The organism is Nocardioides sp. YIM 152588 (assembly GCF_040191335.1).
Classification (GTDB): Bacteria; Actinomycetota; Actinomycetes; order Propionibacteriales; family Nocardioidaceae; genus Nocardioides.
The window spans coordinates 265,195-291,682 of sequence record NZ_JBEGDJ010000001.1; the positions used below are offsets into that span (position 1 = coordinate 265,195).

Consider the following 26,488-nt stretch of genomic DNA (forward strand, 5'->3'; position numbering starts at 1 on the left):
CCGCATGGACCGCCGGATCTTCGGGATCGAGAACGAGTACGGCGTCACGTGCACGTTCAAGGGTCAGCGGCGCCTGTCGCCCGACGAGGTCGCCCGCTACCTGTTCCGGAAGGTCGTCAGCTGGGGCCGCTCCAGCAACGTCTTCCTCCGGAACGGGGCGCGGCTCTACCTCGACGTCGGCAGCCACCCCGAGTACGCGACGCCGGAGTGCGACGACGTGGTCGAGCTGGTCACCCACGACAAGGCGGGCGAGCGCGTCCTGGAGGGGCTCCTCGTCGACGCCGAGCAGCGGCTCCACGACGAGGGCATCGCCGGCGAGATCTACCTGTTCAAGAACAACACCGACTCCGCCGGCAACTCCTACGGGTGTCACGAGAACTACCTGGTCGGCCGGGCGGGGGAGTTCAGCCGGCTCGCCGACGTGCTCATCCCGTTCCTGGTGACCCGGCAGATCATCGTCGGCGCCGGCAAGGTGACCCAGACCCCGCGCGGCACCAGCTACTCGGTGAGCCAGCGGGCGGAGCACATCTGGGAGGGCGTCTCCAGCGCGACCACCCGGAGCCGGCCGATCATCAACACCCGCGACGAGCCGCATGCCGACGCCGAGAAGTACCGCCGGCTGCACGTGATCGTGGGCGACTCCAACATGAGCGAGACGACGACGATGCTCAAGGTCGCCTCCTGCGACCTGGTGCTGCGGATGATCGAGGAGGGGGTCGTCATGCGCGACCTCACCCTGGAGAACCCGATCCGCGCGATCCGCGAGATCTCCCACGACGTCACCGGGCAGCGCAAGGTGCGGCTGGCCAACGGCCGCGAGGCCAGCGCCCTGGAGATCCAGGCGGAGTACCTCGCCAAGGCGCGCGACTTCGTCGACCGCCGCGGGCTGGCGACGCCCACGATCGAGCGCACGCTCGACCTGTGGGAGCGGACGCTCAAGGCGGTCGAGTCCGACGACCTGGGCCTGGTGGACCGCGAGATCGACTGGGTCATCAAGTGGAAGCTGATCGACCGCTACCGCGCCAAGCACGGGCTGCCGCTGAGCCACCCCCGGGTCGCGCAGCTGGACCTGGCCTACCACGACATCCACCGCGAGCGCGGTCTCTACTACCTGCTGGAGAAGCGGGGCGCCGTGGCGCGGGTGACCACCGACCTGAAGACGTTCGAGGCCAAGTCGGTGCCGCCGCAGACGACGCGGGCCCGGCTGCGCGGCGAGTTCATCCGGACGGCCCAGGAGCGGCGACGGGACTTCACCGTCGACTGGGTGCACCTCAAGCTCAACGACCAGGCGCAGCGGACCGTGCTGTGCAAGGACCCGTTCCGGGCCTACGACGAGCGGGTCCAGCGGCTCATCGACGGCATGTGAGGCACGCCAGGGGTTGTCCGCATCCGTTGTGGACCGCTTCTGTATGGTTTGCGCGTGCTTCACCACCTGCCGCGCGCCCTCCGCCGTCCCACCGCCCTCGTCCTGGCCCCCGCGCTGGCGCTCTCGCTGGCCGCCTGCGGCTCCGACGACGGCGACGACCCGCAGGGGTTCGACGCGGTGGAGATCTCCGGCGACTACGGCACCTCGCCGACGTTCGACTTCTCGGCGGAGGTCCCGGCCGGCGACGCCGAGCAGGAGACCCTGATCGAGGGCGACGGCGCCGAGCTGGCCGACGGTGACCGGGTGCTGGTCAACCTCGCGGTGGCCGACGGGTTCACCGAGGACGTCGTCGTCGACACGTTCGCCGACGACCTCACCGGCTTCGTCGCGACGGTCGGCGAGGAGGCCGGCGAGCCGCAGGTCGCCGGCGACCTCCTGGCCGGCTACGTGTCCGACCAGATCGAGGCCGGCATGACCGTCGGCACCCGGTTCGCCGTCACGGTCGGCGTGCCGCAGGCGTTCCCGGACTACGTCACCGCGTTCACCACCTACGACGTCGGCAACGCCGACGGCCTCGTCTTCGTGGCCGACCTGGTCGGCGTCGTCGCCGAGGGAGCCGACGGTCAGGCCCAGAAGCCGGCCGGCTGGGCGCCGCGGGTCGTCGAGAAGAAGGGTGTGCCGACGTCGCTTGACTTCGACGGCACCCCGGAGCCGAGCGGCAAGCTGCGGGTCACCACGCTCATCGAGGGCGGCGGTCCGGAGGTCGTCGACGGCTCGATCGCGGTGGTCGACTACCTCGGCCAGGTCTACGACGGCGCGAAGCCGTTCGACGAGAGCTTCAGCGAGGACCGCACGCTCACCGCGGTGGTCGGCGCGGACGCCGCCCCGCTGGTGAACTCGACGCTGGCGACCCCGGTGATCAAGGGCTGGAGCGAGGGCCTGGTCGGCGTCACCGCCGGTAGCCGGGTGCTGATCGAGATCCCCCCGAAGCTGGGCTACGGCAAGGCCGGCCAGGGCGAGGACATCCCCGGCAACTCGACCCTCTACTTCCTCGTCGACGTCCTCGGCACGGCGTGATCTAGACACCCCGCCGCGGCGCGGCGCGTTCACCGAAACGGTGCCGCGCCGGAGCCCGGCGATCGGGCAGACTTGAGCAATGCCCGCCGCGAAGAGCGAGCGCCTGCTCAACCTGCTGATCATGCTCCTGGTGCAGCGCCGCCCCATCCCCAAGGAGCGCATCCGGGAGCTGCTGTACCCGGATGCGCGTCCCGACGCGTTCGAGAAGATGTTCGAGCGTGACAAGGAGGAGCTGCGCGGCCTCGGCGTGCCGATCGAGGTCGCCCCGACGGACTCCTACTTCGACGACGAGCTGGGCTACCGGATCCCGGCCGAGGAGTTCGCACTGCCGGAGGTCACGCTGACCGCCGAGGAGGCGTCCGTGGTGGCGCTGGCCACCCGGGTGTGGCAGGACGCCACCATGACCCAGGCGACGACCGACGCGGTCCGCAAGCTCTCCGCCGCCGGGGTCGGGGTCGACCTCACCGCGCTGGACCTGGCGCGGCCGGGGGCCCGGACCGACGAGCCGGCGTTCCCGGCCTGCTGGGAGGCGGTCTGCGAGCGGACGGCGATCCAGTTCGACTACCAGCGGCCCGACGAGGCGGAGCCACGACGACGCCGCGTCGAGCCGTGGGGGGTGGTCCGGTCGGCCGGTCGTTGGTACCTGGTCGGGCGCGACGTCGACAGGGGGGCCGAGCGGGTCTTCCGGCTGGACCGCTTCACCAGCCCGGTCCGGCGCACAGGGCGCCCGGGAGCCTACGAGGTCCCGCCCGACACCGACCTGCGCGAGACGATCGGGCGCCTGGCCCCGATGCCGGGCGCGCGCCACGCGGTGCTGCTGCTGCGCCCGGGCACGGGCCACTCGTTCCGGCGGCGGGCGGCGACGGTCACGCCCGGCGTGGTCGGCCCCGACGGACGCGCCGACTGGGACCGCATCGAGCTCGACCGGCCCGGCCGCGGGCTGGTGGACGAGGTGCTCTACCACGGACCCGACGCGGTGCTCGTGGAGCCGAGGGAGCTGCGCGACAGCCTCGTCGCCCGGCTGAGCGCGGTGTCCGGGTGAGCAGCCGCGTGGTGCCGGGCGCGCGCGACCAGGTCGCGCGCCTGCTGACCCTGGTCCCGTACCTGCACCACCGGACGCACGTGCGGCTCGGCGAGGCCGCCGAGCTGCTGGGCACGACCCCGGCCCAGGTCCTCGCCGACCTGCGGGTGCTCTTCCTCTGCGGGCTGCCGGGCGGCCTGCCCGACGACCTGATCGACGTCGATCTGGACGCGATCGAGACGCTCGAGGGGACACCGCTCGCCGACGGCGTGATCCGGATCGACAACGCCGACTACCTGGCGCGGCCCCTGCGCCTGAGCGCGACCGAGGCGTCCGCCGTGATCGTGGCGCTGCACACCGTCCGGGTCGGGTCCAACCCGACGACCGCCGAGCTTGTCGACCGCGTGCTGGCCAAGCTCGAGGGGTCGCTGGCCGCCGGCGCGGCGGGCGTCCCGGTCGAGCGCCGCGTCGCGGTCGCCACCGAGGCGCGCGACGCGGCGCTGGTGACGCTCGCCGCGCAGCTGCAGCGCGCCGCCGACGCGGGCCGCCAGGTCCGCCTGACCTACCACGTACCCAGCCGCGACGAGCTGTCCGAGCGGGTCGTGGACCCGTACGGCGTGGTGACCTCGGGTCGGTTCCGCTACCTGGACGCGTGGTGCCACCTGGCCGAGGGCGACCGCCTCTTCCGGCTGGACCGGATCGCCGGCGCCGAGGTCCTCGCCTCGGCGATCAGCACGTCCCGCCGCCCGGTCCGCGACCTCAGCGACGGCGCGTTCGCCGAGCAGCCCGTCGACTCCGGCGTGGTCGCGACGCTGCTGCTGGCGCCGGCCGCCCGCTGGGCGTGCGACTACTACCCGATGCGCGACGTGCGGCCGCGCCCCGACGGATCGGCGGAGGTCGACCTGGTCGTGGCCGACCCCCGGTGGCTCGACCGGCTGCTGCTGCGCCTCGCACCCCACGCCTCCGTGCTGGCACCCCGGGAGTTCATCGACTCTTTCACCGCACGCGCACGGGAGACACTGACGCTGTATCACTGAGCGCAGCGTAGGATGGTCCGAGGCGGTCATCCGGCCGCCGAGATCCTCCCGTTGTCGCAGTCGATCGTCGAGAGTTGGTTCGTCATGTCGGTCCCGAGTTCCGTCCCCCTCTGGGCAATGCCGGGTGGCGCCGAGTGGCTGGTGATCCTCGCGATCGTCGTCCTGGTCTTCGGCGCGGCCAAGCTGCCCGAGCTCGCCCGCGGCACCGGTCAGGCGCTGCGCATCTTCAAGGCCGAGACCAAGGGCCTGCGCGACGATGACTCGACGCCGGAGAAGCCGGCCGGCGAGCTCTCCGAGTCGGAGCCCGCTGAGGGCGAGATCGTGGAGAACAACCGCGACACCAACGCCGGCTGAGCCGGGATCGATCTGCTCCCTGCATGTCCCTGTCCGGCGTCGTCCAGCTCTTCGTCGGCCGTCCAGTCCACCCCGTCGGTGCCGACGGGCGGATGGCCCTCTCCGACCACCTGCGTGAGCTTCGTGCCCGCATCCTGAAGTGCGCGCTGGCCCTGGTGGTCGGCTTCATCGTCGCGATCTACTTCTTCGACCCGCTCTTCGACCTGGTCAACGCGCCGTACGAGCAGGCGCGCCAGGCCCTCGGCGACGAGCGGACGATGGCCACGACCAGCGGCGCGGCGGGCGGCTTCCTGCTGACGCTCAAGCTGTGCGGGCTGGCGGCCGTGATCGGCACCAGCCCCTTCTGGCTCTACCAGATCTGGGCGTTCATCCTCCCGGGCCTGCACGCCCAGGAGAAGAAGTGGTCGGCCATCTTCTTCGCCATCGCCGGGCCGCTGTTCCTCGCGGGCATCGTCCTCGGCTACGTCACGCTGCCCAAGGGCCTGGAGATCCTCATCGGGTTCACCCCGGACGGCCTGACGAACCTGGTGGAGTTCAACGACTACCTGACGTTCTTCAGCCGCGCGCTGCTCGGCTTCGGGATCGCGTTCGAGATCCCGGTGTTCGTGGTGATGCTCAACCTCGCCGGTGTGGTCAAGGGCAAGCAGCTCGGCACGTACCGGCCGTGGATCGTGCTCGGCACCTTCATCTTCGCCGCGGCGATGACGCCGTCCACCGACCCGTTCACGATGACCTTCATGGCCATCCCGATGATCGTGCTCTTCGGTATCTCCGAGGTGATCGCGCGACTCAACGACCGCCGCCGCGCCGCACGGGGGATCAACGCGGGCCTCTCGCCCGACGAGGCGAGTCCTCTGTGACGCGCTCCCGCGCGTGGACCGCCGTCGACCCGTTCGACCTGCCCGAGTGGATCGGGACCCATGAGGTGACCTGGACCGCCGGCTGCGCGCTCGCCCAGGCGCTCGTCCCGGGCGTCCTCGAGAGCCACGCCGACGGTAGCCGGCTGGTCTGCGACCTGCTGGCGGCCGACACCGCCTATCCCCGGCCCGTCGTCGACGAGGAGACCCGGCACGAGGTGCACCAGGCCTGGCAGCTCGGCCAGGTGCACCTGCTGGAGGGTGACGGCCGGCTCGCGCTCGCGGTGCCCACGGTGGCCCTCACCGCGGACGGCGTGCTCGAGGCGGTCGGCCGGCTGGCGCAGGCCGTCGGCGCCCCGCGCGACCGCTTCGGCGTGCACCTGCGCGCCGGGCGCTGATCCGCGCGACCCGGGACACTAGGCTTGCCGCGTGACCGGAGAGATCCGGGACGTCGTCGTCCTGACCAACCCCACCGCGGGCCGGGGGCGCGCGCTCCGGGTCCGCGACGAGGCGCTGCCGCGGCTGCGCGGCGCGGGGTGGCGGGTCCGCCCGATCACCGGACGCAACGCGGACGACGCCGCCGAGCTCGGCCGGAAGGCGCTGGCCGACGGCGCCGACGCGCTGCTGGTCTGCGGCGGCGACGGGATGGTCAACCTCGGGCTCCAGCTCGTCGCCGGGACCGAGGTGCCGCTCGGCATCCTCCCGGCGGGCAGCGGCAACGACGTGGCGCGCTACCTCGGCATCCCGCGGCGCGACGGCGCCGCGGCGGCCGCCCACCTGCTCGGCGCATCCCCGACGCCGATCGACCTGGCCAGGGTGGGGGAGCGGTACTTCGCGACGGTGCTCGCGGCCGGGTTCGACGCGGTGGTGAGCGAGCGCGCCAACCGGATGCGGTGGCCGCGTGGACAGATGCGCTACAACCTCGCCACGCTCGCCGAGCTGCGCGCGTTCAGCCCGCGCACCTATCGCCTCGACCTCGACGGCGCCGAGCTGCACACGCGCGCGACCCTGGTCGCGGTCGGCAACGGGCCGTCGTTCGGCGGCGGCCTCCGGATCGCCGAGGGTGCGGACCTCCACGACGGGCTCCTCGACGTGGTGGTGATCCGGCCGCTCACGCGACCCGACCTGGTGCGCACGTACCCGAAGCTCTTCCGGGGAACCCACGTCCACCACCCCCAGTACGAGCGGCACCGCGTCACCCGGGTGACCGTCGCCGCTCCCGACATCGTCGGCTACGCCGACGGCGAGAGGTTCGGAGCCTTGCCCCTGACCGTGGAGTCCGTCCCTTCGGCGATCCGGGTGCTCGCGTGAGCGCCCGGCACGACCGCACCGCCGAGCAGCACCCGGAGCAGGATCAGCCCGGTCCCGCGGAGGCGTACGCCGCCTCCCGGCGGCGCGCGCGGCACCCGGTGCTGGCGGACTTCGCGTCGGCGTACCCGTTCCCGCTGGACGAGTTCCAGGTCGACGCCTGCCGGGAGGTCGAGGACGGGCGCGGGGTGCTCGTGGCGGCGCCGACCGGCGCCGGCAAGACGGTGGTGGGCGAGTTCGCCGTCCACCTCGCGGTCGAGACGGGCCGCAAGTGCTTCTACACCACGCCCATCAAGGCGCTGTCGAACCAGAAGTACAACGACCTCGTCGCCCGCTACGGCGAGGATCGGGTCGGCCTGCTGACCGGTGACACCTCCATCAACGGCGAGGCGCCGGTGGTGGTGATGACCACCGAGGTGCTGCGCAACATGCTCTACGCCCGCTCGCGCACGCTGGTCGGCCTCGGCTTCGTGGTGATGGACGAGGTGCACTACCTCGCCGACCGGTCCCGCGGAGCGGTCTGGGAGGAGGTCATCATCCACCTGCCGGAGTCGGTCTCGGTGATCTCGCTGTCGGCCACGGTGTCGAACGCCGAGGAGTTCGGCGAGTGGCTGGAGACCGTGCGCGGCGAGACCAGCACCATCGTCGCCGAGCGCCGGCCGGTCCCGCTGTACCAGCACGTGATGGTCGGTCGGCGGCTGATGGACCTCTTCGCCTCCTCCGACGTGGACGCCGCCGCCGGCTTCGTCCGCGAGGGCGCGCCCGTCAACGACGAGCTGATGCGGATCGCGCGCGACGACTGGGCCAGCTCCCGGCTGATGCGCGACCGGCGCTCGCCCCGCAAGGGCAAGCCCGGCTCGTCGAAGAACCCCCGCCAGGTCGGCAACGGGCGCCGGGTCTGGATCCCGTCGCGGCCCGACGTGATCGACCGCCTCGAGCGCCAGCAGCTGCTGCCCGCGATCGTCTTCATCTTCAGCCGCGCCGCCTGCGACGCGGCGGTGCAGCAGTGCCTGGACGCCAACCTGCGCCTGACCACGGCCGAGGAGCGCGACGAGGCGATCGCGTACGTCGAGTCGACGGTGGGCCGGCTGCCGGGCGCCGACCTGGAGGTCCTCGGCTACCACGACTTCCTCGACGCGGTCAGCCGCGGCGTCGCGGCGCACCACGCGGGGCTGCTGCCGGCGTTCAAGGAGTGCGTGGAGCAGCTCTACCTGCGCGGGCTGGTCAAGGTCGTGTTCGCCACCGAGACCCTGGCGCTGGGCATCAACATGCCCGCGCGCACCGTCGTGCTCGAGAAGCTGACGAAGTGGAACGGCGAGACCCACGCCGACATCACGCCGGGCGAGTACACCCAGCTCACCGGCCGCGCAGGGCGCCGGGGCCTCGACATCGAGGGGCACGCGGTGGTCCTGTGGCAGCCCGGGATGAACCCCCGCGAGCTGGCCGGCCTCGCCTCCACGCGGACCTATCCGCTCCGCTCGTCCTTCCGGCCCTCCTACAACATGGCCGTCAACCTGGTCCACGCCTACGGACGGCACCGCTCCCGCGAGCTCCTGGAGCAGTCGTTCGCCCAGTTCCAGGCGGACCGGGCCGTGGTCGGCCTGGCCCGGCAGCTGCGCAAGGCCGAGGACGCGCTGGCGGGCTACGAGGAGGCGGCCACCTGCCACCTCGGCGACTTCATGGAGTACGCCGCGCTGCGCCGCGCGATCAGCGACAAGGAGAAGGAGGCCAGCCGGGGGCGCCGTACCGACCGCCGGACCGAGGCCGCCGCGTCGCTGGAGCAGCTCCGGCCCGGCGACGTGATCGTGGTGCCGGCGGGCAAGTTCGCCGGCCCGGCGGTGATCCTCGACCCGGGGCTCTCCGACCACGGCCACCGCCCGCTGGTGATCACCGCGGACAAGCAGGGCAAGCGGCTCTCGCTGCCGGACTTCCCGGTGCCCGTGGAGCCGGTGGCGCAGATCAAGCTGCCCAAGCGGGTCGACCCCCGCAACCCGCACCAGCGCAAGGACGTGGCGCAGGCCGTCCGGGAGGCGGTGCGGGCGCTGCCGCACTCGGTCACCCGACCGCGCGCGCAGCGCGCCCCGATCGACGGCGCGGTCGCCGAGGAGATCGCCGCCCTGCGCGCCCAGGTGCGGGCTCACCCGTGCCACGGGTGCGACGAGCGCGAGGACCACGCCCGCTGGGCCGAGCGGTGGTTCAAGCTGGACCGTGACGCCCAGACGCTGGCCCGCCGCGTGGAGCGGAGGACGAACACCGTCGCGCGGACCTTCGACCGGGTCTGCGAGGTGCTCGAGGCGCTCGACTACCTGACCGAGGACGAGGTCACCGAGCGCGGCCGCGGCCTGATGCGGATCTACTCCGAGCTCGACCTGGTCGCCGCGGAGGCGCTGCGCAGCGGACTCCTCGACGACCTCACCCCGGTGCAGCTCGCCGCCGTCGTCTCCACGCTCGTCTACGAGGCGCGGCGCCCCGACGAGGCGCTCCCCGGGGTCCCGGGCGGGCTGGTGAGCGTGCGGATCGACGAGCTGGTCCGCCTCTGGGGCACGCTGGAGGCCCTGGAGCGGGACCACCGGCTCGACTTCCTGCGCCGGCCGGACGCCGGCTTCGCCTGGACCGCCTACCGGTGGGCCGACGGGCAGCCGCTGGACGAGGTGCTGGGCCGGGGCGACCTGACGGCCGGCGACTTCGTGCGGCAGATGAAGCTGCTGGTCGACTTCATGGGGCAGCTGGCCGACGCCGCCGCGGGCACCCCGGTGCGCAGCGCGGCGCGGGAGGCGGTGCGCCTGCTGCGCCGGGGGATCGTCGCGGGGGACTGACCCCGCCGGAGGGGGCCGGGACCACCCCGGCCGGCCGGGCCGTCAGCCGGAGGGTACGGCGGGGGCGGGCAGCCCGGCACCGCGCTCGGCCGTGAGCAGCCGGGCGGCGTACTCGCGCCCCAGCGGCGACAGCGCGACGACCGCGCGGCGCCGGTCCTCCGGGTCGATCCGCCTCACCACGAGGGCGCGCTCCACCAACCGGTCCATGTGGCGGGTGAGGGACGCCGCGGGCACGACCGCGAGCGTCGCCACCTCGCTCATCCCGAGGCCGGGCTCCGCGTCGACGACGGCCAGGATCCGCCAGTGCTCCAGGGTCAGCCCGTGCTCGTCGAGGAGCGGCTGCAGCGCGTCGCGCAGGACCGCCTCCACCTGACGCACGTGCACGGCCAGGCTCGGGGTGCCGCCCTCACCGGCCCTGAGGTCGTTCACCGTGCTCCCCTCCGCCCCCACGGGCCCCGTCGGCCCGCCTCGACCCGCGCCGGGCGGGGTCGCCATTCGTGAGAAGCGGACGCCCGGACGGTCGGGTCGCCTCTATCGTAGGCACACCCCACCATCTCGGTCCTCCCACACGCCCGCAGCGTCGCCGGCCTGGACGACCGTTGCCCCACGGAGGTCCCGTGGTCGACTCCCGCGCGGCGCTGCGCGCCGCCCAGAAGCTGTCGGTCGCCTTCGTGGTCCCGTTGCAGGGACCCACCGGGATCTACGGCCCCTCCTGCCTGGCGTGCGGCGAGCTGGCGGTCGAGCAGCTCAACGCGGGCCGCGGCATCGCGGGCCGCGAGGTGGAGCTGGTGATCGTGGACGGCGGCCGCGACCCGGAGGTCGTGGCCGACGAGGTCGGCGTGCTGGTGGACACCGGGCGCGTCCAGGCCGTGGCCGGCTGGCACATCTCGGCGGTGCGTCAGGCGATCACGCGACGCGTCGGCGGTCGGGTGGTCTACGCCTTCGCCGCGATGCACGAGGGCGGCGACGAGACGCCGGGCGTGTTCATGCTCGGCGAGCGGCCGATCAACCAGCTGCTCCCGGCCGCGCACTGGATGCGCCGCGAGCTCGGCGTCGGCCGGTGGGCGATCGTCGGCAACGACTACGTGTTCCCGCGCGTCACCGGGACCACCGCCCGCCTGGCCCTGGAGGGCACAGCGTCGCGGGTCGTGAGCGAGACCTACGTGCCGCTGGGCACCAGCGACTTCAGCGCGGTGCTGTCCCGGCTGAACGACCAGCCGGTCGACGGCGTGATCATGCTGCTGATGGGGCAGGACGCCGTGCACTTCAACCGGCAGTTCGCACGGTCCGGCATCGCCGCCGAGATGCCGCGGCTCAGCCCGGCGGTCGAGGAGAACACGCTGCTCGCCGGGGGCGCCGGCGCCCACGAGGGGCTCTACGCGGCGGCCGCCTACTTCGACTCGCTGCAGACCGCGGAGAGCTCGGAGCTGGCCGCCGCCTACTACGCCCGGTGGGGCGCCTGGGCGCCCGCGCTCAACGCCGTGGGGGAGTCCTGCTACGAGGCGCTGCTCTTCCTCGCGCGGCTCGGCGACGTCTGCGGCTCGGTCTCGATGGACGCCGTCGCGCGCCTGGAGTCGGGCCACTTCTACTGCAGCCCGCGCGGCCTGATGCGCCTGGACGGCAACCTGGTCGACCAGGACGTCTACCTCGCGGCCGCGGACGGCCTCGAGTTCCGGATCACGGACCAGATCGCGCGGGCCCGTTAGGGCGCGTCCTGGGCCGTGTCCTAGCGCGCGGGGCACGACTACCCGCCCGCTCCGACGACGGCGAGCGTGGCCCGCCAGGGCTCGCCGAGGTCCGCCTCGTGGGCCTGCGCACCCAGGCGACGCCACAGCAGGCCGCCGCCCTCCAGGCCGAACCGGTCCCGGTCGGGGCCGAACGGCTCGCCCGCGCCGACGGCCAGCACCGCCGTCACCACCCGGTGGCCGCCGAGGAGGAGGGGCGCGGTGGCCGGGTCCAACGGCAGCTCCTCGACGAGCGCGGGGCGGCCGTCGACGCTCACGTCCGTGCGCTGCCGCACCCGCCCCGGCGCCTCGCCGTACCGCCCCAGGACCAGGGTCTCGCGCAGCGCGAGCGCCGCGTCCCCCGCCAGGCGGACGGTGGTGCTCCGCTCGACGTCGGCACCCGCGGAGACCACGAACGGCTCACCCGCCCAGGTGAGCACGGCACCGGGACCGACGCTGATCCGGACGGACCAGCGGGCGGCCGCGCCACGCATGTCGTAGGCGACCGTGCCGCCCGGCTCGACCAGGTCGAGGCGGGCGCCGGCGCCGACCTCGACGTCGATCTCGACCGCGTCGCCGGCCAGGAGCAGGGCGCCCTCGGGCACCAGCGAGACCCGGGCCGCGGTGCCCTCCTGGGACACGACCACCGGACGCACCGAGGAGGCGGTGGGGTCCGACAGCGTGACCGCGCTGCGCACCCGGCACCGGCCGGCGTCGCCCAGGGTCGCCCGGATCCGGGTGCGGGCGAGCCGCTCAGTGTCCGTGAGCATGCCCGTGCGGGTGCTCGTGCTCGTGCCGGTGGTCGTGCGGCACGTCCTCGGCATGGAAGTGCGGCGCCATCGGGCCGGGGTCGGTCGGCACCCACTGACCCTCCCGGTGGTGGTCCCGCACCGCCCCCAGCCACGCGATCAGCTCGTCGATGCTGGCGCGGTCGGTGCGCGAGAGCCCCACCACGGGCCGGTCGCCCCGGGCCTCCCGGGCGTCGGCGAGCATGCGGAACAGGTCCACGCCGACGTACGGCGCCAGGTCGGTCTTGTTGACGACCAGCAGGTCCGCGCGCTCGATACCGGGTCCGCCCTTGCGCGCGACGTCGCCGCCGCCGGCCACGTCGAGGACGAAGATCTGCACGTCGACCAGGGCGGGGGAGAAGGTGGCCGTCAGGTTGTCGCCACCGGACTCGAGGAGCACCGCGTCCAAGCCCGTGTAGTCGTGCTCCAGCTCCTCGACGGCCATCAGGTTGGCGCTGATGTCGTCGCGGATGGCGGTGTGCGGGCAGGCGCCCGTCTCCACGGCCCGGATCCGGTCCGCCTCCAGCACACCGGCCGAGCGCAGGAACCGCGCGTCCTCGTCGGTGTAGATGTCGTTGGTGACCACGGCGAGGTTCCACGAGGCGGAGAGCTCGCGGCACAGGAGCGCGATCAGGGAGCTCTTCCCGGTGCCCACCGGGCCGCACACGCCCAGGCGTAGCGGCCGCTGGGTCGGGGTCCGGGATGCGGCGGGATCAGGCACGGAACAGCCTCCTGCTGGTCACGGCGTGGGCCTGTGCCCACGCCTCGATCTGGGGTGCGGCGACCGCCGGCACGTCGGCCGGGTCGGTCACGTCGGCGACCGCGCGGGCCGCCTCGTCCACGGCCGGCAGCGCGGCGGCGACCCACCGGGTGACCACGAACGGGTCGAGGGGGGCCAGCTTGAGCGCGGCGGCGCAGACGGTCTGCACGTCGTCGTACGCGACCATGCGGGCCAGCGAGGCGGCGCCGAGGCCCACGTGGGCGGCCACCGCGCCCACCACCGTCGCGCGGGCGGGGCGGGCGATGCCCGCCAGCGGCGGCAGCGCCGCTGGCCACAGCCGCTCGACGACCATCATCAGCGCCCGCCCCTGCTGCCGGGAGGCGTCGCGGAGCGCGGGCGACACCGTCCGGGCGGCCCAGGCGGCGTCCACGTCGGCCAGGGCGGCCCCGGCCAGCACGGCGGCGCGGGCGGCGACCGCGGTGCCCGCCTCCACGCGGGTGACGCCGAGCAGCCGCGCGCGCAGGTAGCCGGGTACGTCGTCCGGCGAGAGCCCGTGCGCCAGCGCCGCCTCCAGCGTGCCGGACTGCGTGTGGCCCCCGACCGGCAGGCGCGCGTCGGCCAGCAGCAGCAGGAAGAGCTCCGGGTCGGCCGCCGGGGAGGCGTGTGCCCCCGTCGGCCCGGCGTCGGCAGCGGGTTCCGTCATCTGCTCGGGCAACCGTCAGAACATCGTGTAGAGCTGCGCCAGCGGCAGCTCGGTGGCGGGCGCGGGCGTGATCCGCTCGCCGTCGACGTCGATGGCGAAGGTCTCCGGGTCGATCTCGATCCGCGGCAGGGCGTCGTTGTTGACCATCGACGCCTTGGTGACCTCGCGGGTCGGGCGGACCGCGGCCAGGCGGCGACGCAGGCCGAGCCGGTCGGCGAGCCCGTCCTCCAGCGCCGCCGGCGCCACGAAGCTGACCGAGTAGGGGCTGCCGTCCTCCACCAGGGTGGGCCGCATCAGCACCGGCTGCGGCGTCGGGATGGAGGCGTTCGGGTCGCCGAGCGCCGCCCAGACCAGGGCGCCGCCCTTGATCACGACGTCGGGCCGGATCCCGAAGAACCGCGGGTCCCACAGCACCAGGTCGGCCAGCTTGCCCGCCTCGACGGAGCCGACCTCGTGGTCGATCCCGTGCGCGATCGCGGGGTTGATCGTGTACTTCGCGACGTAGCGCTTCGCCCGGGTGTTGTCCGCCGGGCCCTCGCCGAGGTCCGCGTGCGCGCCGAACCGCTGCTTCATCACGTGCGCGACCTGCCAGGTGCGGCAGACGACCTCGCCGATCCGGCCCATCGCCTGGGCGTCGGAGGAGGTGATCGACATCGCGCCGATGTCGTGGAGCAGGTCCTCCGCGGCGATGGTGGTGGCGCGGATGCGCGACTCCGCGAACGCCAGGTCCTCGGGCACCCGCGGGTTGAGGTGGTGGCACACCATCAGCATGTCGAGGTGCTCGGCGACGGTGTTGACCGTGTGCGGCAGCGTCGGGTTGGTCGACCCGGGGATGACGTGGGGGAGCGAGGCCACCGTCAGGATGTCGGGGGCGTGGCCGCCGCCGGCGCCCTCGGCGTGGAAGGCGTGGATGCTGCGGCCGCCGATGGCGCCCACGGTCGACTCCACGAACCCGGCCTCGTTGAGGCTGTCGGAGTGCAGCGCGACCTGGAGGCCGTACTCCTCGGCGGCGCGCAACGACGCGTCGATGGCGGCCGGGGTGGATCCCCAGTCCTCGTGCACCTTGTAGCCGGCGGCCCCGGCCAGCGCCTGCTCCGCGAGGCCGGCCGCGCTGACGGTGTTGCCCTTGCCCAGCAGCAGCACGTTCACCGGGACGGTGTCCAGCGCCCGGTGCACGGCGCCGAGGTGCCAGGCCCCCGGGGTGACGGTGGTGGCCTTGGAGCCCTCCGAGGGCCCCGTGCCGCCGCCGCCGATCGTGGTGATGCCGGTGGCGAGCGCCTCGACCAGCTGCGACTGGGAGAGCAGGTGGACGTGGATGTCGATCGCACCGGCGGTGAGGATCCGCCCCTCGCCGGCGACGACGTCCGTGCCGGGCCCGATCACGAGGTCGGGGTGGACGCCGTCGGCCACGTCCGGGTTGCCCGAGCGGCCGAGCGCGACGATGCGTCCGCCGCGGATGCCGACGTCGGCCTTGACGATGCCCCAGTGGTCGAGCACGAGGGCGTTGGTGATCACGGTGTCGAGCGCACCCTCGGCCGAGGCCCGGGTGGACTGCGCCATGGACTCGCGGATGGACTTGCCGCCGCCGAAGACGGCCTCCTCGCCACCGACGACGAGGTCGCGCTCGACCTCGATCCAGAGGTCGGTGTCGCCGAGGCGGACCTGGTCGCCCACGGTCGGGCCGTAGAGGGCCGCGTAGGCGGACCTGCTGATCTCAACCATCGAGGGCGCCCCCGTCCGTGCGGATCTGGATGCCGGGGACCACGCGGGCGCCGCGCAGCGCGACGATCCCGACCTCCTGGGAGGCGCCGGGCTCGAAGCGGCGGGAGGTACCCGACGGGATGTCGAGCCGGAACCCGCGGGCGGCGCCGCGGTCGAAGTCGAGCGCCGCGTTGGCGTCCGGGAGATGGATGTGGGAGCCGATCTGGACGGGTCGGTCCCCGGTGTTGGTGACCACGATCGTGCCCCGCTCGTGCTCGGCCCGGTCCCCGTTGAGGACCACGGTCCCCGGTGCCGTCCGGGTCGCGCCCGGTCCGTCGGTGACGCCGCTCATGCCAGTCTCCTCACAGTTCTCGGACTCCTCAGGCGATCGGGTGGTGCAGGGTGACGAGCTTGCGACCGTCCGGGAAGGTCGCCTCCACCTGGACGTCGAGGACCATCTCCGCGACGCCGGGCATCACCTGGTCGCGGGTGAGCACCTCTCGGCCGCGCTCCATCAGGTCGGCCACGCCGGCCCCCGCGCGCGCCTCCTCGATCACCCAGCAGGAGAGCAGGGCGACCGACTCCGGGTAGTTGAGCTTGATCCCGCGCTCCAGCCGGTCGCGGGCCACCATGCCGGCGACGCTCAGCAGCAGCTTCTCGGTGTCGGAACCGGTCAGGTACATCGGGGGATGCCTCCTCGGTGGGTGTCCGGGCCAGCGGTGCGTGGGGCTGGGTCCGGCGGCCAGCGTTGCACAGTGACCGATGTCACATGATGCACGGGTCTAGACCGCCATCGCAGCACGGACCGACTCCAGCGCCCCCGGCCCGCCCTCGCCGCTGGACGTGATGTGTCCGGACTCCAGCACGTAGTAGGAGTCGGTGCTGCGGAGCGCGAACCCGACGTGCTGCTCGACCAGGAGGACCGACAGGTCACCGCGCTGGGTCAGACCGGCGATGACGGACTCGATCTCGGCCACCACGTTGGGCTGGATGCCCTCCGTGGGCTCGTCCAGGATGAGCATCCGGGGCTTGGTCAGCAGCGTGCGTGCGATGGCGAGCTGCTGGCGCTGCCCACCCGAGAGCAGCCCCGCTCGGCGGCCGAGCAGGCCGCGCAGCGCCGGGAAGGTGTCCAGCACCCCGTCGATCTCGGCCTTGTCGGTGGTGATGAGCCGGAGGTTCTCCAGCGTCGTCATCTGGGGGAAGGACTGCTGCCCCTGCGGGACGTAGCCGAGGCCCCGCCTCACCCGGGCGCTCGGACGCATGCCGGTGACGTCCTCGCCGTCCAGCAGCACCGTGCCCGACCGGACCGGCAGCAGCCCGACCGCCACCCGCAGCAGCGTGGTCTTGCCCGCGCCGTTGTGGCCCATCACCGCGACCGCACCGCCCTCGGGCACCGTCACGTCGATGTCGTGGACGACCATGGACCGGCCGTAGCCGGCGGTGACCCCACGGATCTCAAGCATGCTCGGCTCCTTCCGCGGTGCGGCCCAGGTAGACCTCCTGGACCCTCGGGTCGGCCTGGATGTCGGCCACGGACCCCTCCGTCAGCACCTTGCCGGCGTGCATGACGGTGACGATGTCGGCGTACTGCCGCACGAACTCCATGTCGTGCTCGATCACCACGATCGTGCGCTCCGTGCCGATCCGGCGCAGCAGCTCGCCGGTCTCGGCCCGCTCCTCGGCGCTCATGCCGGCCACGGGCTCGTCGAGCAGCATCACCTTGGAGTCCTGGACCAGCAGCATGCCGATCTCCAGCCACTGCTTCTGACCGTGCGCGAGCACGCCGGCGGGCCGGTCGGCGAGGTCGGTCAGGCCGATCGTCTCCAACGCCGAGGCGACGTAGTCGGGCACGCCGCGGCGTGCCCGCAGCATGCCCCAGGCCGACCGGTGCACGCCGCCGGCGATGTCGAGGTTCTGCAGGACGGTGAGCTCCTCGAAGACCGTCGCGGTCTGGAACGTGCGGCCGACCCCGGCGCGCACGATCTGGTGCGACTTCATGCCGAGCAGCTGGTGCCCGCGGTAGGTGGCGTGGCCGGAGCCGGAGACCAGGCCCGTCACGGCGTCGACGAGCGTGGTCTTGCCGGCGCCGTTCGGGCCGATCAGGAAGTGGAGCTGCCCCTGGAGGAGCGTGACGTCGACACCGTCCACCGCCTTGAAGCCGTCGAAGTCGACGGTGAGGCCCCGGATCTCCAGGTAGTCCATGCCCCGCGGGTCCGGGGGAGCGATCTTCCGGCTCATGCGGCCACCTCCGGTTCGGGCTGCTGGGTCGGGACCGGGGCCGTCTCCCGCTCGCGCCGGCGCGCCCACAGCCGCGGGATGACCGACGCGAGGCCGTTCGGGATGAAGAGGATGACCAGGATGAACATCGCACCCAGGAAGTAGGTCCACTGCTCGGGGAAGCTCTCCGACAGGTAGGTCCGGCCGAAGCCCACCGCGAGGGCGCCGATCGCCGGACCGAGCAGGGAGGCGCGGCCGCCGAGCGCCGCGCCGGCGATCAGCATGATCGAGGCGAGGGCGTTCACCTCGCGCGGGTTGATCAGGCCGGCCAGCGGGACGAACATCGCGCCGCCGATGCTGGCCATCACCGCGGCGGCGACGAAGGCCACCACCTTGATGTTGGCCGGGTCGTGGCCGAGGAAGCGCACCCGCTCCTCGGCGTCCCGGACGGCGACCAGCAGCTCGCCGAAGCGGCTGCGGTAGAGCTGGTAGGTGACCAGGAGCGCCGCGATCAGCAGCCCCGCGGAGATGAAGTAGATCATCTGCTTGTTGGCCGGGTCGTAGAGGTTGTAGCCGAAGAACGACCGCAGCGAGTTCAGCCCGGTCTGGCCGCCGGTGTACTTGATCTGGGAGACCAGCAGCGCGGCGAAGGCGACCGTGAGGGCCTGGGAGAGGATCGCGAAGTAGGCGCCCTTGATGCGGCGCTTGAACACCGCGAACCCGAGCAGACCCGCGAGCACGGCCGGCAGCACCACGATCGCCAGGATCGTGAAGGGCCCGCTGCGGAACGGCTCCCACCAGGCGGGCAGGGCGCCCGAACCGAAGTTGAGCATGAAGTCCGGCACGCCGCCCGTCGCCTCCGACGCCTCGAGCTTGAGGTGCATCCCCATCGCGTAGGCACCGATCCCGAAGAAGAGGCCCTGGCCGAGGACGAGCATGCCGCCGCGCCCCCAGGCGATGCCGATGCCGACCGCGGCGATGGCGTAGCAGCAGTACTTCCCGAGGTTGTTGAGGCGGAACTGGGTGAGCACCGCGGGCGCGACGACCAGCAGCAGCAGTGCGAGCGCCGCGATCCCCAGCAGTGGCGCCGACGCCTTGAGCAGCTGCCCGGCCCGGCCGTTCACACCAGGCTCCGGGTGCGGATCGCGAACAGGCCCTGGGGCCGGATCTGGAGGAAGACGACGACGATGAGGAAGGTCAGCACCACGGCCATGCTCCCGTCGGTGAAGTAGGTGAGGAACGAGCGCAGGATGCCGAGCGCGAAGGCCGCGATCACGGCGCCCTTGATCTGGCCGATGCCGCCGACGACGACGACGAGGAACGCCCAGATGATGTACTCCTGGCCCATGGTCGACTCGACGGCCGTGATCCGGGTGACCGCGACCCCCGCGATGCCCGCCAGGCCCGAGCCGAGGAAGAAGGTCAACCGGTCGACGTTCCGCGTCGAGACGCCCACCGTCTCCGCGAGGCCGCGGCTCTGCACGGTGGCCCGCATCTCGCGGCCGAACGAGGTCGACTTCATCATCCAGGCGACCGTTCCCAGGCAGGCCACGGCGAGGGCGAGGATGAAGGCCTGGCTCAGCGGGTAGCGGTAGCCCAGGATCATGATCTGGCCGTCCAGCCAGCTCGGCGCCTCGACCGCCACCGCCTGGGCCCCGAAGACGTCCTTCGCGGCCTGCTGGAGCACCAGGCTGACGCCGAAGGTGGCCAGCAGCGTGTCGAGGGGGCGCCCGTACATCCAGCGGATGACCGTCACCTCGAGGAGGACGCCGAGGAGGCCGGCGACGACGAACGCGGCCGGGATCGCGATGAGGAGCGAGATGTCGACGTTCGAGACGATCTGCTGGGTGAGGTAGGCGGTGTAGGCGCCGGCCATCACGAACTCGCCGTGCGCCATGTTGATCACGCCCATCTGGCCGAAGGTCAGGGCCAGGCCGAGGGCGATGAGGAGGAGCGCGGCGCCGTAGGAGGCGCCGGTGAAGACCTGCGAGATGACAACGTCCATGTCAGACGCCTTCCTGCCGGTGACGGGCACGGTGGTCCCGGCCGCGAGGCGACCGGGACCACCGGGGTGACGGGCGAGCGCCGCGGCGCTCCGACGTCAGGCGGTCACTCCTTGCTCGGGTCCCACCAGTCGTAGCCCTCCAGGAAGGGGTCGGGCTCGATCGGCTCACCGGAGGACCAGATGGTCTCGATCAGCTTGTCCTTGCGGACCTGGCCGATCAGCGCGGTCTTCGCGATGTGGTGGTTGTCGCCGTTGACGGTGACCGTGCCCTCCGGGGCGTCGAAGCTGACGCCGCCGGCCGCCTCGATCACGTCGTCGACGTCGAAGGTCTCGGCCTTCTCGACCATCGCCTTGTAGAGGTAGAGCGACGTGTACGCCGCCTCCATCGGGTCCGAGGTGACCGCGTCCTCGCCGTAGGCGGCCTTGAAGTCGGCCACGAACGTCTCGTTCTCGGGGCTCTCGACGGTCTGGTAGTAGTTCCAGGAGGTCATCTGTCCGGTGAGGTCGACCGGGATCGCGGCGGCCTCCTCCTCGGCGATCGAGACCGAGATGATCGGGATGCTCTTCGCGTCCAGGCCCTTCTCGTCGTAGGCCTGCAGGAAGGCCACGTTGGAGTCGCCGTTGATCGTGTTGAAGATGACGTCGGGCTTGGTCTTGACGATCTTGTCGACCGCGGTGCCCCAGGCGCCCTGGTCGAGCGGCTGGTACTCCTCGCCGACGACCTCGATCCCGTACTCGTCGGCGTACTGCTTGATGATCTTGTTGGCGGTCCGCGGGAAGACGTAGTCCGAGCCGGCCAGGAAGATGCTCTTGATCTTCTTCTCCTCGCGGAGGAAGTCGAGCGCCGGGATGATCTGCTGGTTGGTCGTCGCGCCGGTGTAGAAGATGTTCCGGTCGGCCTCCAGGCCCTCGTACTGGACGGGGTAGAAGAGGATCGAGTTCAGCGACTCGAAGACCGGACGCATGGCGACCCGGGAGGACGACGTCCAGCCGCCGAAGACCGCGGCGACGCAGTCCTGCTGGATCAGCTTCTCGGCCTTCTCGGCGAAGACGGTCGGCTCGGAGGCGCCGTCCTCCTGGACGATCTCGACCTCCTTGCCGAGGATGCCGCCGTCGGCGTTGATCTCCTCGGCCGCCATCGACAGCGACTTCGACACCGTCGTCTCGCTGATCGACATCGGACCGGAGAGGGAGTTCAGGAAGCCGAGCTTGATGGTGTCGCCGGAGGTGTCGACGCAGCTCTCGACCGCGCCCTCCTCTCCGGCCTTGGAGCCGCAGGCGCTGAGTGCGAGCGTCGAGGTCAGCGCGAGGACGGTGCCCGCGACGAGGCGGGAGCGGGATTCGAACACGGTGGGTACAACCCTCTCGGTCGTTCGGGCGGCCGCGGTCGCGCGGCGGCCTCGGGAGCCTGGGGGCACGGCGTCGTGCCCCGGTGGCAGAGAACGTAGGGAGAGGGGATTTCGAACTATTACCAAATGGAATTAAAACGAGGTTACGCGCCGAGCACGCCCGTCAGGCGCGCCGCCGGGGTACCCAGCCCCCAGCGCTCGGCGAGCACCTCGAGCGCCTCCGGGTCAGCCGGCGCGTGGGGGAGCGCGAGCGCTCCACGGTCGAGCGGCAGGTCGCGGGCGACGGCCACCACGCGGGGGGCGACGTCCAGGTAGTCGCCGGCGGCGGCGACCTTCGCACGCACCCCGGCGGCCATCTCCGCGGCCGGGTCCACCGCCGCCGCGCGGATGCCGTCGAGGTCCCCGAACCGCCCGAGCAGGGTGGCCGCGGTCTTCTCACCGACCCCCTTGACCCCGGGGAGCCCGTCCGAGGCGTCGCCGCGCAGGGTGGCGAAGTCCGCGTACTGGCCGGCCGCGACGCCGTACTTCTCGGCCACCCAGGCCTCGTCCACCCGCTCGTGGCGCCCGACGCCCCGCCCGATGTAGAGGACACGCACGCCCGCGGCGTCGTCGACGAGCTGGAACAGGTCGCGGTCGCCGGTGACGACGTCGACCGGCATCCCGGCGCCGGTCGCCAGCGTCCCGATCACGTCGTCGGCCTCGTAGCCGGGGGCGCCGACCACGGCGATGCCGAACGCGGCGAGGACCTCCCGGATGATCGGCACCTGGAGCTGCAGGGGGTCCGGCACCTCCTCCACGTCGGGGCCGGTCGCCACGGGCTCGACGACACGGTGGGACTTGTAGGTGTCGATCAGCTCGACGCGCCAGGCCGGGCGCCAGTCCTCGTCCCAGCAGCAGGCGAGGTGGGTCGGCCGGTACTGCTCGACCAGCCGGGAGATGTAGTCCAGCAGGCCGCGCACCGCGTTGACGTTGGTCCCGTCCGGCGCCTGGATCTCCGGCGATCCGAAGTACGCCCGGAAGTACATGCTCGCGGTGTCCAGCAGCATCAGACGATCAGTCACTCATGCCACGGTAGTGGCGCCGCCATGCCCTAGCATCTGCGGGGTGAGCGAGAGTGGACCGGTGGAGGGGATCGATCGACAGATCCTCGAGCTCCTGGCGACCGATGGCAGGATGTCCTTCACCGACCTGGGCAAGGCCACCGGCCTGTCGACCTCCGCGGTCCACCAGCGGGTCAAGCGGCTCGAGCGCCGCGGGCTGATCCTCGGCTACGGCGCGACCGTCAACCACGCCGAGCTCGGACTGCCCCTGACCGCGCTGATCTCGATCCGGCCGATCGACCCCTCGCAGCCCGACGACTGCCCCGAGCGGCTGGAGGGCATCCGCGAGATCGAGTCGTGCTGGTCGGTCGCGGGCGAGGAGTCCTACGTGCTCAAGGTGCGCACCGGTACACCGGCCGAGCTGGAGGAGCTGCTCGGTCGCATCCGCGCCGCGGCCAACGTCTCGACGCGGACCACCATCGTGCTCTCCACCTACTACGAGAACCGCCCGGTCACGGGCTGACCGACGCGCTCGGCGCCCGCAGGGGTCCACGCGGCCCGACCCGCCGGCCGCTCCGCTATCGCACCGCGCCGCTCCCCGGCGGCGTGCTGCGACCTCGCGGGCGCACCTGAAAGAATTGGGGTCTTCTCAGGGCCCCAAAAACGCGGGTTGACCTGCATATATACCCATTGTTGGTGATGACGGGGTGGTTGACACGTCCCGCAAGTGTGAGAACGTAGCGCTCGTTGCTCGATGAGGTCGTGACCGGCGGACCGCCGTCCGAGTGGCCGCAGTCGGGGGAGCCGCACCAGCTCTTCCCGCCCACGGTTCGCGGAGGTCGGTTCGCTCCACGAGAGCGACGCGGAAGGATCCCGTGCACCCTAGACAACGCCCCGTCGTCGGCAGCCGGTCGATCCGCGGGGTGGCCCGAAGGCGCCCGGGATCCTTCCGCCCCCCGGAGCGGCCCGCACCGCTCGCACATAGGCTGATCCCGTGAACGCCCCCGGATCGCTCGCCCTCCGGGCAGGCGTCGCCATCGCCAGCGGCCTGCTCCTCTCCGCCGCGTTCGAGCCGGTCGCGCTTCCCGTGCTCCTGCCGTTCGGGATCGCCGGCCTGGGCTGGGCCTGCTCCGGGCTGTCGGTGCGCCGCGCGGCGCTGGTCGGCTGGCTCTTCGGCATCGCGTTCTACTTCACGCACATCGCGTGGATGCGCACCTCGATCGGCCCCGACGCCTGGTTCGGGCTCGCCACGGCCGAGTCGCTCTTCTACGGCCTGACCGGGGCGGCCGTGCCGGTGATCCGGACGCTGCCGGCGTGGCCCGTGTGGATGGCAGCGGTCTGGACCATGATCGAGGGGATCCGCAGCACCTGGCCCTTCAGCGGCATGCCGTGGGGACGCCTCTCCTTCGCCGCGATCGACACGCCGGTGGCGCCGGCGGTCGCCTATCTCGGGATGACCGGGCTCTCGTTCGCGCTGGCGCTCCTCGGGTTCGGCCTCGTCTGGGCCTTCGAACGACGGCCCGGCGAGGGACGCGAGCGCTGGCCCCGGCTGGCGCTGCCCGTCGGCGTGCTGGCCGTGCTCACCATCCCAGCCGTGGCTCCGTACCCCGTCGACGAGGACGGCTCCGTCGACGTCGCGGCGGTGCAGGGCAACGTGCCGGGGCCCGGCAACGACATCCTGTTCGACCCGCGCGGCGTCACCGCGAACCACGTCGAGGCCACCGTGTCCCTCGCGGACGCCGTCGCCGCCGGCCGCGCCACCCAGCCGGACCTGGTGCTCTGGCCGGAGAACTCCACGGCCGTCGACCCGTTCGACGACAGCGAGGTCAACGAGGGCATCCGCACCGCGGTCTCCGCGATCGGCGTGCCGGTCCTGGTCGGCGGCATCGTCTCCGCCGGGCCCGACCACGTGCTGAACCAGGGCATCGTGTGGGACCCGATCACCGGGCCGGGGGAGCGCTACACCAAGCAGCACCCCGTGCCGTACGGCGAGTACATCCCGTTCCGCGACATCTGGGACCCCAAGTTCGGCCAGCTCTCGCTGATCAGCAGGGACATGAAGAGCGGCAGCCGCACGACGCCGCTGCCCGTCGACGGCGCGCTGATCGGCGACGCCATCTGCTTCGACGTCGCCTACGACGACGTGCTCGACGAGCAGGTCCGCAACGGCGCGCAGATGCTGGCCGTGCAGACCAGCAACGCCAGCTTCATCTTCACCCACCAGATCGAGCAGCAGTTCGCGATCACCCGCATGCGCGCCCTCGAGGCCGGGCGCTGGCTGGTCGTGGCGTCGACCAACGGGCGCAGCGGCGTGATCGACGCGGCCGGCGAGGTCGTCGCGAGCGCCGACCCGCGCACCACCGCGGTCATCCAGCAGCGGGTCGGGCTCAGCGAGACGCTCACCCCGGCGATCCGGATGGGCGACTGGCCGGCCCGGCTGTTCACGCTCGTGTCGCTCCTCGGTCTCGTGTTGGGCACGCTGGCGTATCGTCGGAGACGGCAGGATGCCGGCTTCCCGACCGAGCCCGCCCCCGCGGAACCGGCGCCGTCCCCGAGCACGAACGAGGCCCCCGTTGCTTGACCACCCCGCGATCCCCAGCCCGCTCGGGCGCGTGCTGATGGTGGTGCCGACCTACGACGAGGTCGAGAACATCGCCTGGATCATCGACCGCCTGCACGCCGCTCAGCCGGGCGTCGAGGTGCTCGTGGTCGACGACGCCTCGCCCGACGGCACCGGGCGCGTCGCCGACGCGCTGGCCGCCGACGACCCGCGCGTGCACGTGCTGCACCGCAGCGGCAAGGGCGGCCTCGGCGCGGCGTACCTGGCCGGCTTCGCGTGGGCCCTGGCCGAGGGGTACGACGTGGTCGGCGAGATGGACGCCGACGGCTCGCACCAGCCGGAGCAGCTCTCCCGGCTGCTGACCGCGCTCGAGCACGCCGACCTGGTGATCGGGTCGCGCTGGGTGCCGGGCGGCTCGGTGGTGAACTGGCCGTGGCAGCGCGAGGTGCTCTCACGCGGCGGCAACCTCTACGTGCGGCTGCTGCTCGGGATCGACGTCCGCGACGCCACCGCCGGCTACCGGCTCTTCCGGCGCACCACGCTGGAGAAGATCGACCTCGACGAGGTGCGTTCCACCGGCTACGTCTTCCAGACCGACCTCGTCGCGCGGACGCTGCGCGCCGGGCTCACGGTCACCGAGGTGCCGATCGAGTTCGTGGAGCGGATCCGCGGCGACTCCAAGATGAGCGGGCAGGTGGCGCTCGAGTCCCTGCGCCGGATCACCCAGTGGGGACTGCGCGAGCGGCTGGCCCACCTCCGGGGGCGCCGATGACCGTCTCCGGGCGTCGCAAGCTCGCCCTGGTCCTCTTCTTCGCCTTCATCGTGGTGCCGCTCGTCGAGCTGTACGTGCTGATCCAGGTCGGAGAGGTGATCGGGGCCGGTCCGACGATCTTCCTGCTGATCCTCGACAGCGTCATCGGCGCCTGGCTGCTCAAGCGCGAGTGGGGCAGCGCCTGGCAGGCGCTGCGCGACCGGCTCGAGACCGGCGGGCTGCCGACCCGGGAGCTCGCCGACGGGGCGCTGGTCACCCTCGGTGGCGCGCTGATGCTGAGCCCCGGTTTCGTCACCGACCTGCTCGGCGTGCTCCTCATCCTGCCGCCGACCCGTCCGCTGTTCCGGCGGATGCTGATGGCCTACGCCGCCACCCGCGCCACCGTTACCGTGACCGACGCCTACGGCCGGACCACCTACGGGCCCGGAACGCAGACCCGCCCCGGAACCGCGGCCGGTGATGCCGTGGTCCGGGGCGAGGTCATCGACGACGAACAGTGACGGCCGCCGGGCGGGCCCGGGGCGGTCGGTGTCGATCGCTGCCGATCAGGTGTGGGCGGGCTTGCGCTTCCGGGAGGCGCGGTGCAGGTGCGCCGGGCCGATCTCGCCGCCGCGCAGCAGCTCCAGGCGCTCGGTGAGGATGGCCTCGAGCTCCTCCTCGGACCGCCGCTCCAGCAGCATGTCCCAGTGGGTGCGCTGCGGCTTGTCGACCTTCTCCTCCGCCTGGATCCCGGAGGTGCTGGCCGCCTCGAGACCGCACCGCGGGCACTCCCACACCGCGGGGACCTCGGCCTCCATCGACATGGTGATCTCGAACTCGTGAGCGCGCGGGCAGCGGTACCCGACCTGCTGCCGTGCCGCGAACTCGATCCCGCGCTCGTCCTCGAAGGACTGGCCGCCCAACCGGGCGCCACGCAACGTACGTTCGGCCATCTCTACCTCCATCGCCCGAGAGTCAACGAGGCGTCCTCGCCGGGGAGTCTCCCCAACGGCTGACAGACAGGCCGCCTCATCTGTTCAAACGCTACCCAGCCGCTCAAGGTTTCAATCGTGACGACTGTCTCACCGTGAGC

General features: G+C 72.5%; 28 protein-coding genes. 14 read left to right on the top strand and 14 right to left on the bottom strand.

Features of this window, described 5'->3' with window-relative positions:
• Positions 1–4 precede the first annotated feature (4 nt).
• The 9 genes from pafA (at position 5) to ABLM29_RS01350 (ending at position 9,836) form a co-directional block, all read left to right on the top strand.
• Positions 5–1,366: a Pup--protein ligase gene (pafA, locus tag ABLM29_RS01310; RefSeq protein WP_349711685.1), complete on the top strand. Its 1,362-nt coding sequence runs from the start codon at positions 5–7 to the stop codon at positions 1,364–1,366.
• A gap of 54 nt (positions 1,367–1,420) precedes the next feature.
• Positions 1,421–2,443, top strand: a complete 1,023-nt coding sequence (locus ABLM29_RS01315) for an FKBP-type peptidyl-prolyl cis-trans isomerase (RefSeq protein WP_349711687.1) — start codon at positions 1,421–1,423, stop codon at positions 2,441–2,443.
• A gap of 79 nt (positions 2,444–2,522) precedes the next feature.
• On the top strand, positions 2,523–3,485 hold the full coding sequence (locus ABLM29_RS01320; RefSeq protein WP_349711689.1) for a helix-turn-helix transcriptional regulator: 963 nt from the start codon (positions 2,523–2,525) through the stop codon (positions 3,483–3,485).
• Positions 3,482–4,501, top strand: a complete 1,020-nt coding sequence (locus tag ABLM29_RS01325) for a helix-turn-helix transcriptional regulator (RefSeq protein WP_349711691.1) — start codon at positions 3,482–3,484, stop codon at positions 4,499–4,501. The genes ABLM29_RS01320 and ABLM29_RS01325 overlap by 4 nt, the downstream gene beginning before the upstream one ends.
• Before the next feature lie 117 nt (positions 4,502–4,618).
• Positions 4,619–4,855 (top strand): twin-arginine translocase TatA/TatE family subunit, encoded by a 237-nt coding sequence (tatA, locus tag ABLM29_RS01330; protein WP_349711693.1) that lies wholly within the window; start codon positions 4,619–4,621, stop codon positions 4,853–4,855.
• Between the two features lie 23 nt (positions 4,856–4,878).
• Positions 4,879–5,715, top strand: coding sequence for a twin-arginine translocase subunit TatC (gene tatC / locus ABLM29_RS01335; RefSeq protein WP_349711695.1), 837 nt, complete (start codon positions 4,879–4,881; stop codon positions 5,713–5,715).
• Positions 5,712–6,110 (top strand): hypothetical protein, encoded by a 399-nt coding sequence (locus tag ABLM29_RS01340; RefSeq protein WP_349711697.1) that lies wholly within the window; start codon positions 5,712–5,714, stop codon positions 6,108–6,110. The genes tatC and ABLM29_RS01340 overlap by 4 nt, the downstream gene beginning before the upstream one ends.
• 31 nt (positions 6,111–6,141) lie before the next feature.
• On the top strand, positions 6,142–7,023 hold the full coding sequence (locus tag ABLM29_RS01345) for a diacylglycerol kinase (RefSeq protein WP_349711699.1): 882 nt from the start codon (positions 6,142–6,144) through the stop codon (positions 7,021–7,023).
• The gene (locus ABLM29_RS01350; protein WP_349711701.1) at positions 7,020–9,836 is read left to right on the top strand and encodes a DEAD/DEAH box helicase; all 2,817 of its coding nucleotides are present in this window, start codon (positions 7,020–7,022) and stop codon (positions 9,834–9,836) included. The genes ABLM29_RS01345 and ABLM29_RS01350 overlap by 4 nt, the downstream gene beginning before the upstream one ends.
• 42 nt (positions 9,837–9,878) lie before the next feature.
• On the opposite strand, the gene ABLM29_RS01355 is transcribed toward ABLM29_RS01350, so the two are convergent.
• A complete protein-coding gene (locus ABLM29_RS01355) occupies positions 9,879–10,265 on the bottom strand; it encodes a MarR family winged helix-turn-helix transcriptional regulator (RefSeq protein ID WP_349711703.1) in 387 nt (128 codons plus the stop codon).
• Between the two features lie 188 nt (positions 10,266–10,453).
• Between ABLM29_RS01355 and ABLM29_RS01360 the strand changes: the two genes are divergently transcribed.
• The gene (locus ABLM29_RS01360) at positions 10,454–11,542 is read left to right on the top strand and encodes a substrate-binding domain-containing protein (RefSeq protein ID WP_349711704.1); all 1,089 of its coding nucleotides are present in this window, start codon (positions 10,454–10,456) and stop codon (positions 11,540–11,542) included.
• A gap of 38 nt (positions 11,543–11,580) precedes the next feature.
• Here the strand turns inward: ABLM29_RS01360 and ABLM29_RS01365 are convergent, their stop codons facing one another.
• The 12 genes from ABLM29_RS01365 to ABLM29_RS01420 all read right to left on the bottom strand — a co-directional run bounded on the left by ABLM29_RS01365 (position 11,581) and on the right by ABLM29_RS01420 (position 22,090).
• On the bottom strand, positions 11,581–12,330 hold the full coding sequence (locus tag ABLM29_RS01365) for an urease accessory protein UreD (protein ID WP_349711705.1): 750 nt from the start codon (positions 12,328–12,330) through the stop codon (positions 11,581–11,583).
• Positions 12,314–13,069, bottom strand: a complete 756-nt coding sequence (gene ureG, locus ABLM29_RS01370) for an urease accessory protein UreG (protein ID WP_349711707.1) — start codon at positions 13,067–13,069, stop codon at positions 12,314–12,316. Before ureG ends, ABLM29_RS01365 begins: the two co-directional genes overlap by 17 nt.
• The gene (locus ABLM29_RS01375) at positions 13,062–13,772 is read right to left on the bottom strand and encodes an urease accessory protein UreF (protein ID WP_349711708.1); all 711 of its coding nucleotides are present in this window, start codon (positions 13,770–13,772) and stop codon (positions 13,062–13,064) included. Before ABLM29_RS01375 ends, ureG begins: the two co-directional genes overlap by 8 nt.
• Positions 13,773–13,787: 15 nt before the next feature.
• Positions 13,788–15,494, bottom strand: coding sequence for an urease subunit alpha (locus ABLM29_RS01380; protein WP_349711709.1), 1,707 nt, complete (start codon positions 15,492–15,494; stop codon positions 13,788–13,790).
• Positions 15,487–15,825: an urease subunit beta gene (gene ureB / locus ABLM29_RS01385; RefSeq protein ID WP_349711711.1), complete on the bottom strand. Its 339-nt coding sequence runs from the start codon at positions 15,823–15,825 to the stop codon at positions 15,487–15,489. The genes ABLM29_RS01380 and ureB overlap by 8 nt, the downstream gene beginning before the upstream one ends.
• Before the next feature lie 28 nt (positions 15,826–15,853).
• The gene (locus ABLM29_RS01390; protein ID WP_349711712.1) at positions 15,854–16,156 is read right to left on the bottom strand and encodes an urease subunit gamma; all 303 of its coding nucleotides are present in this window, start codon (positions 16,154–16,156) and stop codon (positions 15,854–15,856) included.
• A 99-nt stretch (positions 16,157–16,255) separates the two neighbouring features.
• Positions 16,256–16,936 (bottom strand): ATP-binding cassette domain-containing protein, encoded by a 681-nt coding sequence (locus tag ABLM29_RS01395; protein ID WP_349711714.1) that lies wholly within the window; start codon positions 16,934–16,936, stop codon positions 16,256–16,258.
• A complete protein-coding gene (gene urtD, locus ABLM29_RS01400) occupies positions 16,929–17,711 on the bottom strand; it encodes an urea ABC transporter ATP-binding protein UrtD (RefSeq protein WP_349711715.1) in 783 nt (260 codons plus the stop codon). Before urtD ends, ABLM29_RS01395 begins: the two co-directional genes overlap by 8 nt.
• A complete protein-coding gene (gene urtC / locus ABLM29_RS01405; protein ID WP_349711716.1) occupies positions 17,708–18,814 on the bottom strand; it encodes an urea ABC transporter permease subunit UrtC in 1,107 nt (368 codons plus the stop codon). Before urtC ends, urtD begins: the two co-directional genes overlap by 4 nt.
• Positions 18,811–19,695: an urea ABC transporter permease subunit UrtB gene (gene urtB, locus ABLM29_RS01410; RefSeq protein ID WP_349711717.1), complete on the bottom strand. Its 885-nt coding sequence runs from the start codon at positions 19,693–19,695 to the stop codon at positions 18,811–18,813. Before urtB ends, urtC begins: the two co-directional genes overlap by 4 nt.
• A gap of 104 nt (positions 19,696–19,799) precedes the next feature.
• Positions 19,800–21,044: an urea ABC transporter substrate-binding protein gene (gene urtA / locus ABLM29_RS01415; RefSeq protein ID WP_349711718.1), complete on the bottom strand. Its 1,245-nt coding sequence runs from the start codon at positions 21,042–21,044 to the stop codon at positions 19,800–19,802.
• Between the two features lie 143 nt (positions 21,045–21,187).
• Complete coding sequence (locus tag ABLM29_RS01420; protein WP_349711851.1) at positions 21,188–22,090, bottom strand: 5'-3' exonuclease; 903 nt, start codon at positions 22,088–22,090, stop codon at positions 21,188–21,190.
• 58 nt (positions 22,091–22,148) lie between these two features.
• Between ABLM29_RS01420 and ABLM29_RS01425 the strand changes: the two genes are divergently transcribed.
• From ABLM29_RS01425 to ABLM29_RS01440, 4 genes are all read left to right on the top strand, one after another.
• Positions 22,149–22,607, top strand: coding sequence for an Lrp/AsnC family transcriptional regulator (locus ABLM29_RS01425; RefSeq protein ID WP_502889135.1), 459 nt, complete (start codon positions 22,149–22,151; stop codon positions 22,605–22,607).
• 471 nt (positions 22,608–23,078) lie between these two features.
• Positions 23,079–24,665 carry an apolipoprotein N-acyltransferase gene (gene lnt, locus ABLM29_RS01430; protein ID WP_349711719.1) on the top strand — a complete coding sequence of 529 codons (1,587 nt, stop codon included), beginning with the start codon at positions 23,079–23,081 and terminating at the stop codon, positions 24,663–24,665.
• Positions 24,658–25,416 (top strand): polyprenol monophosphomannose synthase, encoded by a 759-nt coding sequence (locus ABLM29_RS01435; protein WP_502889136.1) that lies wholly within the window; start codon positions 24,658–24,660, stop codon positions 25,414–25,416. The genes lnt and ABLM29_RS01435 overlap by 8 nt, the downstream gene beginning before the upstream one ends.
• On the top strand, positions 25,413–25,916 hold the full coding sequence (locus ABLM29_RS01440; protein WP_349711720.1) for an FxsA family protein: 504 nt from the start codon (positions 25,413–25,415) through the stop codon (positions 25,914–25,916). Before ABLM29_RS01435 ends, ABLM29_RS01440 begins: the two co-directional genes overlap by 4 nt.
• A gap of 45 nt (positions 25,917–25,961) precedes the next feature.
• Here ABLM29_RS01440 and ABLM29_RS01445 read toward each other — a convergent pair whose 3' ends face one another.
• Entirely contained in the window at positions 25,962–26,348 is a 387-nt protein-coding gene (locus ABLM29_RS01445) for an RNA polymerase-binding protein RbpA (RefSeq protein ID WP_349711721.1), read from the bottom strand.
• Positions 26,349–26,488 lie beyond the last annotated feature (140 nt).